Annotated in this window: 14 protein-coding genes and 1 rRNA gene; 2 read left to right on the forward strand and 13 right to left on the reverse strand. The window is 73.9% G+C overall.

Annotation, left to right across the window (positions count from 1 at the left end; genetic code table 11):
* Nucleotides 1-108: 108 nt before the first annotated feature.
* Both V1260_RS11250 and V1260_RS11255 read left to right on the forward strand, forming a co-directional pair.
* The gene (locus V1260_RS11250) at nt 109-729 is read left to right on the forward strand and encodes a DUF3000 domain-containing protein (protein ID WP_329746922.1); all 621 of its coding nucleotides are present in this window, start codon (nt 109-111) and stop codon (nt 727-729) included.
* Complete coding sequence (locus V1260_RS11255) at nt 726-1946, forward strand: HRDC domain-containing protein (RefSeq protein WP_329746910.1); 1221 nt, start codon at nt 726-728, stop codon at nt 1944-1946. The genes V1260_RS11250 and V1260_RS11255 overlap by 4 nt, the downstream gene beginning before the upstream one ends.
* 12 nt (nt 1947-1958) lie before the next feature.
* Here the strand turns inward: V1260_RS11255 and V1260_RS11260 are convergent, their stop codons facing one another.
* From V1260_RS11260 to rrf, 13 genes are all read right to left on the reverse strand, one after another.
* Nucleotides 1959-2591, reverse strand: coding sequence for an NUDIX hydrolase (locus tag V1260_RS11260; protein WP_329746911.1), 633 nt, complete (start codon nt 2589-2591; stop codon nt 1959-1961).
* Between the two features lie 5 nt (nt 2592-2596).
* Nucleotides 2597-4405 (reverse strand): CTP synthase, encoded by a 1809-nt coding sequence (locus V1260_RS11265; RefSeq protein ID WP_442878157.1) that lies wholly within the window; start codon nt 4403-4405, stop codon nt 2597-2599.
* Nucleotides 4406-4419: 14 nt separating this feature from the next.
* A complete protein-coding gene (locus tag V1260_RS11270; protein ID WP_329746912.1) occupies nt 4420-5499 on the reverse strand; it encodes a glycosyltransferase in 1080 nt (359 codons plus the stop codon).
* The gene (locus V1260_RS11275; RefSeq protein WP_329746913.1) at nt 5496-7271 is read right to left on the reverse strand and encodes a lipid II flippase MurJ; all 1776 of its coding nucleotides are present in this window, start codon (nt 7269-7271) and stop codon (nt 5496-5498) included. The genes V1260_RS11270 and V1260_RS11275 overlap by 4 nt, the downstream gene beginning before the upstream one ends.
* Nucleotides 7268-8092: a hypothetical protein gene (locus tag V1260_RS11280; RefSeq protein WP_329746914.1), complete on the reverse strand. Its 825-nt coding sequence runs from the start codon at nt 8090-8092 to the stop codon at nt 7268-7270. The genes V1260_RS11275 and V1260_RS11280 overlap by 4 nt, the downstream gene beginning before the upstream one ends.
* Nucleotides 8089-9117, reverse strand: a complete 1029-nt coding sequence (locus V1260_RS11285; protein ID WP_329746915.1) for a copper transporter — start codon at nt 9115-9117, stop codon at nt 8089-8091. The genes V1260_RS11280 and V1260_RS11285 overlap by 4 nt, the downstream gene beginning before the upstream one ends.
* A gap of 13 nt (nt 9118-9130) precedes the next feature.
* A complete protein-coding gene (gene steA, locus V1260_RS11290) occupies nt 9131-10309 on the reverse strand; it encodes a putative cytokinetic ring protein SteA (protein ID WP_329746916.1) in 1179 nt (392 codons plus the stop codon).
* Nucleotides 10306-12048, reverse strand: a complete 1743-nt coding sequence (gene recN / locus V1260_RS11295; RefSeq protein WP_329746917.1) for a DNA repair protein RecN — start codon at nt 12046-12048, stop codon at nt 10306-10308. Before recN ends, steA begins: the two co-directional genes overlap by 4 nt.
* Nucleotides 12049-12057: 9 nt before the next feature.
* Complete coding sequence (locus tag V1260_RS11300; protein WP_329746918.1) at nt 12058-13002, reverse strand: NAD kinase; 945 nt, start codon at nt 13000-13002, stop codon at nt 12058-12060.
* A gap of 5 nt (nt 13003-13007) precedes the next feature.
* Nucleotides 13008-13850, reverse strand: coding sequence for a TlyA family RNA methyltransferase (locus V1260_RS11305; protein ID WP_329746919.1), 843 nt, complete (start codon nt 13848-13850; stop codon nt 13008-13010).
* A complete protein-coding gene (locus tag V1260_RS11310; RefSeq protein ID WP_329746920.1) occupies nt 13847-14860 on the reverse strand; it encodes an HAD-IIA family hydrolase in 1014 nt (337 codons plus the stop codon). Before V1260_RS11310 ends, V1260_RS11305 begins: the two co-directional genes overlap by 4 nt.
* The gene (locus V1260_RS11315) at nt 14860-16716 is read right to left on the reverse strand and encodes a hypothetical protein (RefSeq protein ID WP_329746921.1); all 1857 of its coding nucleotides are present in this window, start codon (nt 16714-16716) and stop codon (nt 14860-14862) included. The genes V1260_RS11310 and V1260_RS11315 overlap by 1 nt, the downstream gene beginning before the upstream one ends.
* A gap of 406 nt (nt 16717-17122) precedes the next feature.
* Nucleotides 17123-17224: ribosomal RNA gene (gene rrf, locus V1260_RS11320) — 5S ribosomal RNA — on the reverse strand; the annotation flags it as partial.

Below are 17224 nucleotides of genomic sequence, written 5' to 3' on the forward strand. Positions count from 1 at the left end.
GATGCCCCCTCCCCCCCTCCCCCCCCCCCTCCCCCCCCCCCCCCTCCCCCTCCCCCCCCCCCCCCCCCCCCCCCGCCCCGGCACCGCCGCTAATCTCCCGGTGTGTCCGTGCATCGCTTCCGTCCGGGTGACGAGCTCTTCCAGAGTTCCATCGACGCCATGACCAGTGCTCCGCTGCGGCCCGAGCTGGTCTGGCGGACGATCCCCGCGCCCTCCCGCATGGCGCCCTCGACGTGGGCCTGCACCGCCGAGATCATCGTCCACGACGAGGAGCTCGCCTCGGGCCGCCTCGTGATCCTCCACGACCCCGAGGGGCAGGAGGCCTGGGACGGCACCTTCCGGATGGTGGCCCTCGTCCAGGCCCAGCTCGAGCCAGAATTCGCGATCGAGTCCATGCTCGGCGACGTCGCCTGGTCCTGGGTGACCGAGTCCCTCGAGCTGCACGACGCGGACGCCCGCGAGCTCGGCTGCACCGCGACCCGCGTGGTCTCCCAGTCCTACGGTGCACTCGCCTCCCGCGCCTCGACGGTCGACGTCGAGATGCGGATCTCCTGGACCCCCGAGGTCGCCGAGGGGGCCGAGTCCCCGGAGCTCGGCCCGCACTTCGCCGCCTGGACGGCGATGCTCGCCGCCGCCGGCGGCCTGCCGCCCGCCCCGCCGCGGGTCTCCTCACTGGTCCCCTCGCATCGTGCGCGCGCCCCGCGACCGAGCAGTGAGGAGGGACGATGACCGTCCCCGATGCCCGTCCCGTGACCGCGCTCAAGGCGCCCCGCGACGGACTGGTCCCGGTGATCGACCGGATCCAGCCGCTCCTGGCCTGGTGCGAGGCGGCGGCGACCGCCCCCGTGGAGGCCGTCGCGGTCGATGCCGAGCGCGCCTCGAGCTACCGCTACAGCAACCGGGCCTATCTCATCCAACTGCGCACCGAGGCGGCGGGCACGGCCCTCATCGACCCCCTCGCGTTCACGATGCCGGGCACGCTGCGGGACTTGCTCGCCGAGCGGGAGTGGGTGCTGCACGCCGCGGACCAGGACCTCCCGAGCCTCGCCGAGCTCGGCCTGCGCCCCGCCGCCCTGTTCGACACCGAGCTCGCGGCCCGACTGCTGGGCATGGACCGGGTGGGCCTGGGCGCGGTCGTCGAGGAGACCCTCGGGCTGCACCTGGCCAAGGAGCACTCGGCGGCCGACTGGTCCCGCCGACCGCTGCCCGAGGGCTGGCTCACCTACGCCGCCCTCGACGTGGAGGTGCTCGTCGAGGTCCGCGACCTCCTCGCCGAACGGCTCGCGGAGGCCGGGAAGGACGAGTGGGCGCGCCAGGAGTTCGAGCACGAGCGGACCCGTGAGCTGTCCGCCCCACGCTCGGCCAGCTGGCGCGGACTGCACGGCCTCGGCGGTCTGCGCACTGCGCGACAGCTCGCCGCGGCCCGGGAGATGTGGAGCCGCCGCGATGCCCTCGCGAGCGAGCAGGACCTCTCCCCCCACCGGATCCTCCGCGACAAGGACCTCGTCGCCGCCGCGAAGGAGGCCCCGCGCGGTCGCGAGGCCTTCGAGCGGGCGCTGCCCTCGCGGACGCCGAAGAAGGACCAGTGGTGGCAGGTCGCGCGGACCGGCATCGACCTCCCCCCGGCGCACCTCCCCGAGCGCACCGAGCGCTCCTATCCCCCGCCGCACAAGCTGTGGTCGAAGAAGCATCCGGAGGTGTGGGACCGCTATCAGGCCGTGCGCTCCGCCATCGGCGACCGCGCGGAGGATCTCGAGCTGCCCACCGAGAACCTGCTGCAGCCCGCGCTGTTGCGGCACTGGGTGTGGGAGCATGCGACCTCGCCCGGGGAGGCGCTGATCGTCGAGGAGCTCCTGGCGCTCGGCGCTCGGCCCTGGCAGGCCGAGCAGACCGCCCCCGTGCTCGCCCGCGCCCTCGAGGAGTACGTCCCGCCCGCGGCGGACTGAGCCGGGCGCGGCTCAGGCGTGGCCGGGTCGCTCCGGGAAGGGCGCGTCGGCGGCGCGCAGCGTCGGGGCCTGGGCACCGAGCGTCCGATGGGCGTGCAGCGCGAGCAGTGCGGCGAGCGCGGTGCCGTTGGTGAGCTCCCCGCGCAGCGCCGCGGCGACCGCCTCGTCGAGCGGCACCCAGGCGATCTCGATCTCGGCCTCCTCATCGGTGCGCCGGTAGCCGTCGTCCCCGGTCAGCTCCGTCACCTCCGTCGCGAGGTAGACGCGGATGACCTCGTCGGATCCACCGGGGCTGGGCCGCAGATCGAGGAGGGTCTCGAGGCGGCCGGCGCGATGTCCGGTCTCCTCTGCGAGCTCGCGCAGCGCCCCCAGGTGCGCGCCCTCGCCAGCGACGTCGAGGAGTCCCGCCGGGATCTCCCAGAGCTGGTGGCCGACGGGGTGGCGGTACTGCCGGATCAGCAGTACGCGATCCTCCGCATCGACCGCGAGCACCGCGACGGCGCCGGTGTGGTGGACGTACTCGCGATCGAACCGCACCCCGGGCGCGAAATCGACGGTATCGCGCACGATGTCCCACACCATGCCGGGGTGCACGGTGCGCCGCTCGGCGACGGGGCGCGGGGCGGGCCGGTCGGCGAGGCTCATCGGGGTCAGGCCTCGTCGGTCGCGATCGGCTGCTCGCCGGCGGCGCTCTCCGCCGCGGCCGGATCGGGCTCGACCTCGAGCAGGCGCGTCGCCTTCTGTAGCTCGAGCGCCGCTCCGATCAGCCCGGCGAACAGCGGATGCGCCCTGGTGGGGCGGGACTTCAGTTCGGGGTGCGCCTGGGTCCCGATGTAGTACGGGTGCACCGCCGGGTCCAGCTCCACGAACTCCACGAGCGAGTGGTTGGCGGAGAGGTCGGAGACGCCGGAAACCCGCAGTCCCGCGTCCTCGAGCTGCTCGCGGTAGGCGTTGTTGACCTCGTAGCGGTGGCGGTGGCGCTCCGCGACCTCGGTGCTGCCGTAGACGGTCGCCGCGAGGGAGCCCTCGACCAGGGTGTGGTCGTAGGAGCCGAGGCGCATCGTGCCGCCCAGGTCCCCGGCGCCGGCGACGATGTCCTGCTGCTCGGCCATGGTGGCGATGACCGGGTGCGCGGTCTCCGGCTCGAACTCGGTCGAGTGGGCGCCGGCGAGGCCGAGCTCGGTGCGCGCGTACTCGATGACCATCGACTGCATGCCGAGGCACAGGCCGAGGGCGGGGATGCCGTGGGTGCGGGCGTGGCGCAGGGCGCCGACCTTGCCGTCCACGCCGCGAATCCCGAAGCCGCCGGGAACGACGAGCGCGTCGACGTCCCGCAGCTGCTGGCGCGCGCCCTCGGGCGTGGCGCACAGATCCGACTCGACCCAGCGGATGGAGACCTTCGCCGCGTGGTGGAAGCCGCCCGCGCGCAGCGCCTCGGTCACCGAGAGGTAGGCGTCGGGAAGGTCGATGTACTTGCCGACCAGTGCGACCGTCACCTCGTAGGAGGGGTGCTGGACGCGCTGCAGGAGCGAGTCCCACTGGGTCCAGTCCACGTCGTGGCTGAGCAGGTCGAGTCGGCGGATCGCGTAGGCGTCGAGCCCCTCCCCGTGGAGCACGAGCGGGATCTCGTAGATCGACGGAGCATCGGCACAGGTCACGACCGCGTCGATGTCGACATCGCACATGGAGGAGATCTTCGCCTTGACCGAGGCGGGCAGCTGACGGTCCGCGCGCAGCACGATCGCATCGGGCTGGATGCCGATCGAGCGCAGGGCGGCGACGGAGTGCTGGGTGGGCTTGGTCTTCAGCTCCTGGGACGGGCCGATGAAGGGCACCAGCGAGACGTGGACGAAGAAGACGTTGTCGCGACCGACGTCCTGACGCACCTGGCGCGCCGCCTCGAGGAAGGGCTGGGACTCGATGTCGCCGACGGTGCCGCCGATCTCGGTGATGATGACATCGACGTCATCCCCGGCCTGGGAGCGCATCGACTCCTTGATGGCGTTGGTGATGTGCGGGATGACCTGCACGGTGTCGCCGAGATACTCGCCGCGGCGCTCCTTGGCGATGACGTTGGAGTACACCTGGCCGGTGGTGACGTTCGCGTTGGCGGAGAGGTTCTCGTCGAGGAAGCGCTCGTAATGGCCGATGTCGAGATCGGTCTCCGCGCCGTCCTCGGTAACGAACACCTCGCCGTGCTGGAAGGGGTTCATCGTGCCCGGGTCCACGTTGAGGTACGGGTCGAGCTTCTGCATCGTCACGCGCAGGCCGCGGCTCTTGAGGAGCATTCCCAGCGAGGAGGCGGTGAGGCCCTTGCCGAGGCTGGAGACCACGCCGCCGGTGACGAAGATGTGCTTCGTGACGCCGGGATTCCGGAAGGGCTTCGCGGAGGAGGACTGTCCGATCCGCGAAAGGGGGCCGGTACTGGTCTGGGGGGTGTTCGCGCTGGTGTCTGCCACGGATTGTCAACCTATCATCGGGGCCCGGCGAGGGCCAGGACATCGGTCAGCTGGTCGATCATGTCACCTGCGGAGGGCAGCTCGTCGGCACGACGTCGCGACGCCTCCTCGGCGCGTCGCCGCACGGCGGGGTCGGTGTGGGTGGTGATCGCCGCGGCGAGCGCCGGGGCGTCGCCGACGGGCACCAGGTGCGCGGCCTCGCCCGTGACCCAGCGGGTGCCCCCGGCATCGGTCGCGACGATGGCGCGGCCGGCCCGCAGGGCCTCCTGCAGCGCGACCGGCTGTCCCTCCCAGTGCGCGGCGGAGACCACGAGGTCGCAGCTCCCGAGCAGCGCGGGGACGTCCTCGCGCCGGCCCAGCAGCCGCACGGGCAGCCGCTCCCGGTCGATCCGTGCGGCGAGCTCGTCGTGCAGCGGCCCGTCGCCCGCGACGGCGATCCCCACGGGCGGCTCCGCGGGGAGCAGTGCGGCGGCGTCGAGGAGGTCCCCGAGGCCCTTCTGCGTGGCGAGTCGAGCGATGACCAGGACCCGCAGGGCGCATTCCGCGGGCCAGACGCTGTCGTCGGCCGCCTCCGCCGGGTCTCCGGTCGCCGCGTCGGGGACGTGCTTTCCCCCGGAGTCCCCTCCGGCCGCATCGCGCGGCGTCCGCTCCGGAGCGGGGACGACCGCGCGGCGCACGTCCCGGGCACCGGCCCGACGGGCCGCCTGCTCGAGATCCGGGGACACCGCGAGAACCGTCCGGGACCCCCGCGCGGCGACCTGCAGCAGACCGCGGCCGAGGAGTCGCACCGAGGACGACCCGACGGGGAGGTTGTGCAGGGTGAGGACCAGGTCGATCCCGGTGCCCACGAGGGCGAGGGCGGCGAGGGCACCCGCTCGCAGGCCGTGGGCATGGACCACCACGGGGGCCGCCTCGCGGGCGCCGCGCCGCAAGGTCCGCAGGGTCCGCAGGTCCGCCAGGGGGGCGGGTCGCTCCTGGATGCGCACCGGCGCCTCGGCCACCTCGTGGCCCGACTCCCGCAGCAGGGTCAGCTCCTGGTCCACATGGGCGGCGAGTCCGCCGCTGGCCCGCGGCCGCACCAGCAGGATCCTCACCGGGCCTCCTCCGCCGGCGGAGCCGGAGCGCCCAGGCCGGGATCGACCGCGTCGTTCCCGCTCTCGCGGGTCCTGGCGCGTCGTCCCCGGTTCCGGTCGCGCAGAGTGTGCAGCAGCGAGGGATCGGCGGCGAGCATGACGCCCGCGGCGAGGAGCGCGCCGAGGACCCCGGCGGCGATGCCCACGAACACCGCGACGGTCTCCCCCGACTCCGTGGTCACCAGTCGGCGGGCGAGCAGCAGCCCGGGCACCCCGCCGATCAGCACCGCGAGCGGCGTGAGCACGATCGTCCGGCGGACTCGTGCGAGGTCTCCGGCATGCTCGAGGATCTCCCAGATCCGGCTCAGGCCCACGAGCGCCGCGATCGCCATCCCCACGGCGATCGAGAGTCCGAAGGCGGTCGAGGCCTCGGCGGCGGAACGCCCGGGGCTGGTGAGGACGGCGAGCGCCAGCAGCACCCCGGCGATCACCCAGCCGATGGATCCGACCAGGAGGGCGTCCAGGGCCCGCAGCGCGGCCGACAGCACGCGGGTGCAGTGGGTCGCGACGGCGAAGCCGGGCAGGCCGAGGGCGAGCGCCGCCGCGGTCGAGCCGACCCCGGCCGCCCCCGCGCGGTCGATGAGGCGGAAGAACTGCTCGAGGGCCGGGCCGGCGGCGAACAGAGCCGCGGCGCCGATCGCCGCGACGGCCATGACGATGCGCGCGGAGCCGGAGACGGCGCGGGCGAAGGCGCCGTGGTCACCGACCAGGCGCATCTCCGCCAGATGCGGGAAGACCGAGGTGACCAGCGGGACGACGAGGACCGCGTAAGGCAGCAGGTAGAGCGCCTGCGCGTACTGGAAGACGGGCAGCGTGCCGGTGCCGCCGGCGCGCATGGCGAGGACCATGATCAGGGCGAGCACGAGCTGCTGCGCGCCCACCGCACCGATGCCCGCGCCGCCGAGGGCCAGCGCGCGACGGCCGTCGCCACCGGTCATCCGCAGGGCGGGCCGGAGCCGCAGACCGGAGCGCAGCGAGGCGATCACCACGGGCAGGGCCATCGCGGCGACCCCGGCGGTGGTGCCCCAGCCCAGCCAGGCCAGCGCGCCCTCCCCGATCGTCGAGGCGGTCGCGACGGAGGGGACCATCCAGGCGTAGACGCGATACGCGAGCATGACCACGAGCGAGGAGATCAGCGGCATCGCCGCGGGCCACAGGAAGCGCTTGCGCGCCTGGAGGTAGGCGCCGAGCACCACGGCGATCCCGTAGAGCGGCAGCTGGACCGCGAAGATCCGCAGCAGGACGGTGCCCACGTGCACCCCGGCGGTCCCGTCGGCCGTTCCCAGCAGCAGCGCGGCGAGCGGCGCGGCGAATGCGATCACCACGGCGGCGAGCAGCGTGGTGCCGAGTAGCGTCCAGGTCAGCAGCACGGAGACGATGCGGTCGGCACGCCGCCGCCCGTCCTCGTCCGCGGTCCCGGCTGCGGTCCCGTCTGCGGTCTCGACTGTTGCCTCTGCCGCGGTCTCGTCTGTGCTCGCGGCCGGGCGCCCCTCGGGGACGAGACCGGCGATGAGCGGCACCGCGACCGCCGCCAGCGCGCCCCCGGCGACCACCTCGAAGAGCACGTTGGGCAGCAGGTTCGCGGTCGCGTAGGCGGTGCCGACGTCGCCTGCGCCGACGCTCGCCCCGAACACCAGGTACCGCGCGAAGCCCGCGAGACGGGCGATCACGGTGACGACGAGGATGATGCTCGCCCCGCGCAGCACGGCGCGGCCGAAGGACCTCTCGCTCATCGCTCGGCCTCCTCGGGGGCACGCCGCCCCAGCCGGTCCACCGCGCGCAGGACCGGGGTGGACTCGATGACGGCGGAGAAGCTCACCCGCTCGCTCGCGACGGTCAGCGCCATGATCCCGCCGAGCAGCACGAGCCGCGCCGGGACCGGGAGGACCCGTGTCGCGGCGAGGCCGACGGCGGCGCCGAGAGCATTGGCGCCCGCGTCGCCGAGCATGCCGCGCTCGCGGAGGTCGACGGGCAGGGCGAATGCCGCGGGCACCGCTGCGGCGAGCGCCAGCCGATGTCCGCTCGGGTCCTCGCCCGGCGGCAGGATCGCGAGAGCCGTCGCAGCGGGCAGCACGACCTTGAGCGCCCTCCCGGGACGGAGGTCCAGCAGGTTGGCGAGGTTCGCGGCCCCGGCGACGAGCGCCGCATCGGCGAGCGCGAGCCCGGCCCCGCGGACGCTCACCCGCCCGGATCGGCTACGGTCCGCAGCGCCGGCGGTCGCGAGGACGGCGAGCGCCGGGATCCCCAGGGCCTTGAGCGCGCCGGTGGTGACCCGCCCCTGGCGCAGCGCCCCGAAGTGACCACGCAGGCCCTTGGAGACCGGTCGTCCCTGCGCACGGTGGTGCGGTTCGAGGAGGTCGTCGAGCAGCCCGAGGGCTCCGATGCCGACGAGCACCGCCGAGTCCCGGTCTCCGTCCGTCCGCCCGGACCCGGCGAGCAGACCGGTGCCCAGCACGACCGCGGCGCCCTCGGCGAGGGTCACGGTGCGACCGGCGAAGTTCTTGCGTTCGAGCTCGCTCCGACAGGTCGCGAGCAGGGACCTGACGCGGCTCATCCCTCGCCCCCGTCGGAGGGTGCGGCGTCCTCGCCCTCGGAGTCGGCAGGCGCCGTCGGCGCGGGCAGCGGGGGGACCCGCTCGGCGGCGTCGGCCGTGGTGCCGTAGGCGCCCGCTCCCCCGCGCACCTGCTCGATGAGGGCGAGCACGCTGAGGATCGGCCCGTCGGCCTCCTGCAGCCGGTCGGTGGTCGAGAGCTGGTCGAAACCGGCGTCGCCGCGGACGGTGCGCAGGATCCCGGTCGAGGAGTCGTTCGCCGGCGTGGCGGCCGAGACGACGGCGGGCACGGAGGTGGCGGCGAGCGAGGTCAGCACGGCGGTCTGGGCGGAGAGCAGGTTCTGGGCCCGTTCGGCGGCGAGGTCCTCCGCCTCGCCCGCGAGCACGAAGGTCTCGGGAGCGGCGCTCGCGTAGACCACCGCCTCGACCACACCGGGCGTCCCGTCCGTGAGCGCGATCAGCTGATGGTCCACGAGCACCTGCCACACCTGGGTGCGGAGCTCCTGGGTCAGCTCGCCGGAGGGATCCTCGGCGAGCAGGGCCGGCACGATCGCGGCGAGCTGTGCGGGACCTTCCAGCTCGGGGTCGAGCAGGGCGGGGGCGATCGAGCGGATCTCGTCGGCGGCCTCGGCGCGCCGCTGTTCCTGCGCGGGGTCCCACAGGTCCGAGCGCAGGCGGATCTCCACGACGGCGGAGACCCCGGCGCCCTCGAGGAGGGAGGTGACCTGCTCGGTCGCCGTGCGCGTCGAGTCGCCGTCGGTCAGCAGCGCCACCGACTGCCCCGGGAGGGTGTCGGCCACCAGCTCGGGACCGGACTCGCTGACGTACGAGGCGAGCTGATCATTACGGGTCTGTAGCTCGTCGGCCTCGGTGCGCAGCTGCTCCTGCTCCCCGCGCAGCTGCTCGACCTGCTCGGCGAGCTGGGTGCCGAGGTTGTCGCCGAGCGGTCCTGCGCCGAGCACGATGCCCACGGCGAGCGCCAGGAAAACGGAGATCAGCGACACCAGGTGGTAGCGGAAATCGATCACGGGTCGGACCCTCCTACGACCCGGTGGCCCGGGGGAAGAACAGCGTGGTGAACCAGGACAGCATCCCATCCAGCCGGGCGCCCATCAGCTGGACGACGGCCTGCCCGCCCGGCGTGGCCCACAGGGCGACCGCGAGGGCGGCGAGCCCGGCGACCGCGAGCAGGAGGAGCTGGACGGTGGAGATGCGCTGGCGGTAGAGGCGGGAGACGCCTTTCGCGTCGACGAGCTTGGAGCCAATCCGCAGGCGGGTGAGGAAGGTGGAGCTCATCCCGGCGCGGCCCTTGTCCAGGAACTCCTCGAGCGTGCCGTGGGTGCCGACGGCCACGATCACGGAGGCCCCCTTCTCGTCGGCGAGGAGCATGGCGATGTCCTCGCTCGTGCCGGAGGCGGGGAAGAGCACCGCCTGCTCGCTGAGCCCCAGGCCGGCGAGGCGCTCGAGGCCGGGGGCGCGGCCGTCGCGATAGGCGTGGACGACGAGTTCCGCCCCGCTGGCGAGCGCGCGGTCCGAGACCGAGTCCATGTCCCCGATGATCATGTCGGGGCGGAATCCCGCCTCGATCACCGCATCGGCCCCGCCGTCGACGCCGATGATCACGGGGCGGTTCTCGCGCAGGAACGGGCGGAGGGTCGCGAGGTCCTCCTTGTAGTGGTAGCCGCGCACGACGATGAGCACCGGGCGGCCGTCGATGCGGGTGCGGACGTCGGGGGCGCCGATCCCGTCCAGCAGCAGGTCTCGCTCGCGGAGCATGTACTCCATGGTGTTCTCGGCGAACAGCTCGAGCTGCTCGGAGAGCCCTTCGCGGGCGATCTCGAGCGCGGCGGTGACAGTGGCCTGGTCCTGGGCGACGCCGCGCGCGACGACGACCTCCTCGAGCAGCACCTCGCCGTCGCGGACGGTGATGGTCTGCCCGTCGCGGATCCCTTCGAAGAGCGAGGGGCCGAGGGCGTCGACGAGCACCACGTCGCCGTCGAGCAGGATCTGCGGGCCGGCGTTGGGATAGCGGCCGGAGGTCGAGGCGGCGGCGTTGAGGACCGCGGCGGGCTGCCGCTCGACGAGCGCTTCGGCCGCGACGCGGTCCACGTCCTCGTGGTCGATGATCGCGATGTCGCCGGGCTGGAGGCGCTTGGTGAGGTCCTTGGTGCGTCGGCCGAGCCGGGCGGTGCCAGTGACCTGCGCGCGCTGCGGGCTCATCGGCGACCCCGGCCGGGCGCCGCGTCCTCGGCCATGGCGCGGGCCTCGTCGAGCAGCTCCTCGGCGTGGGCGAGGGCGAGGTCGGAGGTGTCCCCGGCGAGCATCCGCGCGAGCTCCTCGATGCGCCCGGCTCGGTCCAGGCCGTGCACGGTCGAGCTGGTCGCGCCCTCGGCGGAGGACTTCACGATCTGCAGATGGGTGCCCGCGTGCGCGGCGACCTGCGGCAGATGGGTGACGACGATGACCTGGGCGTGGCGGGCGAGCCGGGCGAGGCGCTGGCCGACGGCGAGGGCCGCGCGTCCGCCGATCCCGGCGTCGATCTCGTCGAACACGAACACCGGTGCGGCGGTGCGGTCGCTGCGGGAGGCGGAGAGTGCCACCTCGAGGGCGAGCATCACGCGGGAGCGCTCGCCGCCGGAGGCGGCCTGGCCGACGGGCAGGTGCTCGGCCCCGGGATGCGGCGCCAGCAGGATCTCGACCCCGTCGCGGCCGTGGGAGCGCGCGGCGCGGGCGGAGACGTCCACGCGGATCGCCGCATCGGGCATCTCGAGATGCCGCAGCTCCTCCTGCACGGCCGCGGAGAGGGCGGCGGCGGCCGCGGTGCGCGCGGCGGTGAGCTTCTCCGCGGTCGTCTCGAGCTCGTGCTCGAGCGTCTCGAGGCGCTCCGCCGCCTCGCGGCGTCGCTGCTCGGCGCCTTCGTAGCGGTCGAGGTCGACGGCGGCGGTGCGGGAGGTGGCCAGCAGTGCGGAGACGTCCGTCGCGGGCCCATCCGCGCCCGGGAACAGCCCGCCCAGGTCGCGCACCAGCACGGTCAGCTCGTGGAGTCGCTCGTGGGCCTGCTCGAGCCGTCCCGGGGAGGCGTCGATGTCCTCGGCGTAGCGGATCAGCTCGGCGGAGAGGTCGGAGAGCTCGAGCCGGGCGGTCTCGAGCCGTTCGACGAGCGGGGCGAGGGTGCGGTCGGTGCGGGAGGCCCTGCCGACGGCCTCGGCGGCGAGGTCCAGCAGGGCCGCCGCCGCGGGTCCGTCGTCGTCGCCGACCAGGGCGAGGCTCGCGCGCTGGGCGGCGCCGCGCAGCTCCTCGGCGCTGCCGAGGCGCTCGAGCTCCGCGCGCAGGTCGTCGTCCTCCCCGGGCTGCGGGTCGAGGGCCTCGATCCTCTCGAGCGCCTCGACGAGGACCGCCCCGCGGCGCTCCCGTTCGGCGAGGAGCAGGTCGAGCTCCCCCAGCTCGGCGACGAGTGCGGTGCGCTCGCGCCACAGTTCGCGGTGACGACCGAGCGGACCGCCGATCTCCGTCTCGGCGAAGCGGTCGAGCGCCTCGCGCTGCGCCTCGGGGTCCCGCAGCCGCTGCTGATCGGACTGCCCGTGGACGGTGACGGCCGTGCCGACGAGGCGGGAGAGGGTCCCGATCGGCACCGGCACTCCCCCGATCTGGGCCCGGGAGCGGCCGTCGCGGGTGACGCGGCGGACAACGAGCACCTCGCCGTCCTCCTCCTCGGCGCCGAGCTCGTCGAGCGCGGCCGCGAGCTCGCCGTGGCCGGTGAGGGCGAGCGTGCCGTCCACGGTGCTCGCCTCGCGGGTGCGGCCCCGGTCCAGCCGCCCGCCGAGGAGCATGGTCAGGCCCGTGACGATCATGGTCTTGCCGGCCCCGGTCTCGCCGGTGAGCGCGGTGAAGCCGGGCCCGAACTCGAGCAGGGCGTCATCGATCACGCCGATGCCGCGGATGCGCAGGGTGGAGAGCATGCGGGGCCCTCAGCGGGTGCGGGGGCCGCGGCCGCGCCAGCCGACGACGGGCAGCTGGAACTTCTCGACCAGGCGATCGGCGAAAGGGGTCGGCGCGAGACGGACCAGGCGCACGGAGTGCTCGGAGAGACGGGCCTCGATGCGCATCCCCGCGACGATGTCCGCCCCGCGACGGCCGTCGAGGGTGAGGATCGCGTCCTCGCGGTTGTCCAGGACCATCTCGACGGCGACCTCGGAGGAGCGGCCGAGCACGAGGGGCCGGGCGAAGAGCGCGTGGGCCGCGAGGGGGATCAGCAGCATCGCGTCGACCTCGGGCCAGATCACGGGGCCGCCCGCGCTGAAGGCGTAGGCGGTGGAGCCGGTCGAGGTGGACAGCAGCACGCCGTCGGCTCCGAAGCTCGAGACGGGTCGGCCGTCGATCTCGATCGCGACGTTGATCATCTTCTGCCGGTCGGCCTTCTCGAGCGAGGCCTCGTTGAGCGCCCAGTGGCGGGCGACGGGCTCGTCGTGATCGTCGAGCACCGTGATGTCGAGGGTCGAGCGCTTCTCGATCTCGTACTCGCCCTCGAGGAGACGGGCGACAGTGATCGCGAGATCCTCGACCTCGCTCTCGGCGAGGAAGCCGACATGGCCCAGGTTCACGCCGTGCACGGGGACGTCGGCGTCGCGGACGGCCTCGAGCGCACGGAGGATGGTGCCGTCGCCGCCGAGGACGATGCCCAGCTCGACCAGGTCTGCCGCGGAGACGGCGTCGAGCACGTCGACCCCGCCGTTGGTGAGGAAGGTCAGCAGGCGGGGCGGCGCCTCCCCCTCGGGCAGGGCGAGGATCTCATCAACCTGCTCGTCGACGACCACGCCGCGCACCCCGCGGCGACGGAGCTCCTCGAGGACCGTCAGCATCGCGCTCAGGGCCGCGCGCCGACCGGTGTGGACGTAGAGGAGGAACCGTCGCATCGTGATCAGTCCTCCTGGAGTGCGGGATCGGTCGCGCGCCGGCGCGCTCGGTCCTCGCGCACGGCGACCCCGATCATGTCATAGGCCTCCTGGTCGGGGGCGGAGGCGTCGCCGGGTCGGAGGTGGACGAAGTACTCGCGGTTACCGTCCTGCCCCGGCAGGGCGCTGGGGCCGACGGCGCGCAGGGCGAGGCCCTCCTCCGCGGCGGCGGCGACGACCCCCTCGACGGCGCCGATCCGGGCGGCGGGGTCGGTCACGACGCCGGTGCGGGGCAGCGCGGCACGACCCACCTCGAACTGCGGCTTGACCATGAGCAGCAGATCGCCTCCGGGGCGCAGGACGCCGGCGAGGGCCGGCAGGACGGTGCGGAGCGAGATGAAGGAGAGATCGGCGACGATCAGGTCGACGTCGGTGCCCAGCAGCGCCGGATCGAGGTCGCGGACGCTGGTGCCGTCGCGGACCACGACCCGCGGGTCGCGCCGGACGTGCTCGGCGAGCTGGTCGTGCCCGATGTCGACGGCGTGCACCCTCGCCGCCCCGCGGCGCAGGAGGACGTCGGTGAAGCCGCCCGTGGACGCACCGGCGTCGAGGCACTCGGCACCGGCCGGGTCCAGTTCCAGGGCGTCGAGGGCGCCGAGCAGCTTGTGGGCTGCGCGGGAGGCGTACTCGACGCCGTCCGGGACCGCGACGACCTCGAGCAGGGCCCCGTCGGGGACCGGGGTCGAGGGCTTGCGCACCACGCGTCCGTCGAGCCGCGCCCGACCCTCCTCGAGGATGCGCCGCGCGTGGGTGCGGGAGCGGGCGAGACCCGCGGCGAGGAGCGCCACGTCGACCCGCTGGACGGTCACCGCGAGCCCGGGCGCACCTCGGCGCCGTCGGCGTCGAGCAGGCGCCCCGTCCAGGCCGCATCCGGGGAGTGGGTGCGCAGGAGCGCCAGCACGGCCCGGAGGACGCGGGGGTCCTGGACCTCGCCGGTCAGGGTGATGTCGCCGTCCCGCCAGGTGGCGCCGACGGGTCCGCAGCGGACGCGGTCGCGGTCGACGACGGGCAGGGGGAACGGCGCGGTGAGCTGCTCGAGGTCGGGCGTGATGTAGGTGGGGCGGCGCACCGGCTCGGCGCGGAGCGCGTTCTCGACGCCGTCGACCCCGGTGAGGACGAGGAGCGTCGCGAGACCCGCGCGAACCCCGCCCTCGATGTCGGTGTCGAGGCGGTCGCCGATCACGAGCGCATGCCGTGCTCCGCTGCGCGCCGCGGCGACCTCGAACATGCCCGGCTCCGGCTTGCCGGCGACCTCCGGCACGGCACCGGTGGCATGGCGCAGCGCGGCGACCATCGAACCGTTGCCCGGGGCGAGCCCCTGCTCGGTGGGCAGAGTCGCGTCGACATTGGTCGCCATCCAGCGGACACCACGGCGGATGGCGTAGGCGCCCTCGGCGAGCCGCCGCCAGCCGAGATCCGGGGACCAGCCCTGGACGACGGCGACGACGTCCTCCGCGTCGGCCTCCACGGGCTCCAGGCCGTCGGCCCGGACCTGCTCGGCGAGGCTCGGACCGCCGACGACGAGCACCTTCGCCCCCGGCTCCAGGTCCTGGGCGAGCAGGCGCGTGGCGACCTGCGGCGACGTCACGAACTCGGCGGCCTCGGCGGGGATGCCGATCCCCCGCAGGTGCTCAGCGGCCTGCTCCGGGGTGCGCGAGGCGTTGTTGGTCGCGAAGGCCACCGGACGACCCGCGGTGCGCGCGGCGGCGACCGCCTCCGCACCGTGCGGGATCGGCCGCGAGCCGTGCATGAGCGTGCCGTCCAGATCGAAGAGCAGCGCGTCATGGAGGTCCAGGAGCGAAGGATCCACGAGGGGCATCAGGCGCGGACCTCCGGGTCCTCCGCCGCCTCGGCGGGCTCCTCGGTGTCCACGGCGTCCTCGACCTCGGCGGGAGTCTCCTCCACCTCGAGCACCTCGGCGTCCGTCTCGTCCGTGAGGTCATCGTCCTCCGGAGCCTCCTCGGGCAGCGCGGCCGCCTCCGACCCGTCCACCTCCAGCGCCTCGGCGTCCGCCTCCGGCTCCTCGTCGACCGGGCCGACCGGGTCCACCGTCTGGGCCGGGTCATCGGACTCGTCCGCGTCGTCGTCCGCGTCCGCGTCCGCGTCGGGGTCGTAGGCGTCGAGCACGGAGACCTGTTCGTCATCCTCCCAGGTGGGGACGACGGGCTCCTGCTGCGGCGCCGGCCGCCCGAGGCGCTCGGCGGCGTCGGTGAGCCCCTCGGTGTCGGTGTCCGCGGCGAGCGTGAGCCAGCGACGGGCCTCGTCGACGCGGTCGGCACGTTCGAGCAGCTCGGCGTACGCCGCCCAGAGCCGGACCTGCCACTTGCCGTCGACCTTCTGGCGCAGAGCCGGGATCTCGAGCGTGCGCAGAGCCGTCTCGGTGTCCCCGGTATCCGCATAGGCACCGGCGACCACGATCATCAACTCGATCGCGGCCGAGACCCCGAGGTCGCTCGCCTCGTCGGAGGCGGCGATGTCGAGAGCACGCTCGGGGCGTCCCAGCCCGCGCTCGGAGTCGGCGATCAGGGGGAGCACGTCGGTGCGGCCGGTGATGCGCAGAGCAGTGCGCAGCTCGCGGACCGCCGTGCGGTAGTCGCCGGCGCGATAGGCGAGGACGCCGTAGGTCTCGCGCACGGCGCCGATGCGGCCACCGATGCGCGCGGCGAACTTGGCATGCGCCTGAGAGGTCTCCTGGTCCTCGGCCTCGAGCACGAGAGCGGCCACGAGATGCTGTGCGACCCGATCGGCCGTCTCCCGGCTCAGGCCCTTCAGCTCGTCCTGGACGTCCTGGTCGAGCTCGGCGCCGGTGATCCCGTCCGGGATCCGCGGCTCGAAGGGACGGTCCGCGCGCGCCTCCTGACCGGGGCGCGAGGCGCGTCGATCATCGCGTCCGCGTCGCTCGTCACCGTCACGGGCCGGGCGTCGATCGTCCCGGCCGCGGCCGGACGGGCGCTCGCCGCGGTCACGGTACAGGCGCTTCTCCCCACGCTCACCGTAAGGCCGCTTCTCAGCGCGGTCACCGTACGGACGCTTCTCCCCCCGGTCGCTGTTGGGGCGCTTCTCGCCACGCTCACCGTAGGGCCGCTTCTCAGCGCGGTCACCGTACGGGCGCTTCTCCCCCCGGTCACCACCGTACGGGCGCTTCTCGCCGCGGTCACCGTACGGACGCTTCTCCCCCCGGTCACCGTATGGACGCCTCTCGTCACGGTCACTGTAGGGACGCTTCTCGCCGCGGTCACCATAGGGGCGCTTCTCGCCACGGTCTCGGTAGGGACGCTGCTGGCCACGGTCTCCGAAGGAACGCCCCTCGCTCCGGTCACCATAGGGCCGCTTCTCGCCGCGGTCACCGTACGGGCGCCGCTCATCCCGGTCGCCGTAGTGACGCTTCGCACCGCCCGCGCGATAGGGACGACGCTCGCCGTCACCTCGGGGGCCGGAGAAGGAGCGCGGACCGCCGTCACGGCGGTCGTCCCCGGATCCGCCGCGGCGACGATCACCGGACTCGGACCGCTCGGGGCGTGCTCCCTCGGGACGCGACGAACGGCGATGCCGGCCCTCGTCATCGCGCGAACGACCGGTGTACGGGCCGCGCCCGCTCGACGGGCGGCCTGCGCCCTGCTGCTCACGGCGGTGCTGTCCGCCGTTCTCGCGCTCGTTGTTCCTGTCCTCAGACACTGTGGACCGTCCGTCTCGTCGTGCTCGCTGTCATCGCCCTATGCGCTTATCGACCTCCGAGCCTATGCGACCCCCTGGCGGAGACCGGGCAGTAGCCGAGCATCCGTGAGCGCTCTCACCAGTACGGGGCACGGCCCGTCACATTCCGGGGACTCGGAACAGGAGCGGGGTCACACGCCGGAGCGAACGGCCCGCGACGGTGCGGACCAGGTGCCCCGGGGCGCCCTGAACGCTCCGGACCGCCCCTGCGACGAAGCGCCGGGAATCGCCAGCCTCCTCCTCGAGGCTCTGAGCCGAGCCGGCCGGGCACGATCCGCAGTGGGGCACGAAATCTGGGCATGAAAAAAGGGAGTGGGAGGAGCGAGACCCCGAAAGGTCTCCAGCTCACTCCCACTCCCACAAAGATGTCCGGCGGCGACCTACTCTCCCACACCCTCCCGAGTGCAGTACCATCGGCGCAATCGAGCTTAGCTTCCGGGTTCGGAATGGAACCGGGCGTTTCCTCGAC

Origin of the sequence: Brachybacterium sp. J144, assembly GCF_036321705.1 — a bacterium.
Lineage (GTDB): Bacteria > Actinomycetota > Actinomycetes > Actinomycetales > Dermabacteraceae > Brachybacterium.

Bases quoted from the DNA above. Each gene is read 5' to 3' on its own strand.
- V1260_RS11255 (WP_329746910.1), top strand. From the start codon at position 726: ATGACCGTCCCCGATGCCCGTCCCGTGACCGCGCTCAAGGCGCCCCGC.
- V1260_RS11260 (WP_329746911.1), bottom strand. From the start codon at position 2,591: ATGAGCCTCGCCGACCGGCCCGCCCCGCGCCCCGTCGCCGAGCGGCGC.
- V1260_RS11275 (WP_329746913.1), bottom strand. From the start codon at position 7,271: ATGAGCGAGAGGTCCTTCGGCCGCGCCGTGCTGCGCGGGGCGAGCATC.
- V1260_RS11280 (WP_329746914.1), bottom strand. From the start codon at position 8,092: ATGAGCCGCGTCAGGTCCCTGCTCGCGACCTGTCGGAGCGAGCTCGAA.
- steA (WP_329746916.1), bottom strand. From the start codon at position 10,309: ATGAGCCCGCAGCGCGCGCAGGTCACTGGCACCGCCCGGCTCGGCCGA.
- recN (WP_329746917.1), bottom strand. From the start codon at position 12,048: ATGCTCTCCACCCTGCGCATCCGCGGCATCGGCGTGATCGATGACGCC.
- V1260_RS11300 (WP_329746918.1), bottom strand. From the start codon at position 13,002: ATGCGACGGTTCCTCCTCTACGTCCACACCGGTCGGCGCGCGGCCCTG.
- V1260_RS11310 (WP_329746920.1), bottom strand. From the start codon at position 14,860: ATGCCCCTCGTGGATCCTTCGCTCCTGGACCTCCATGACGCGCTGCTC.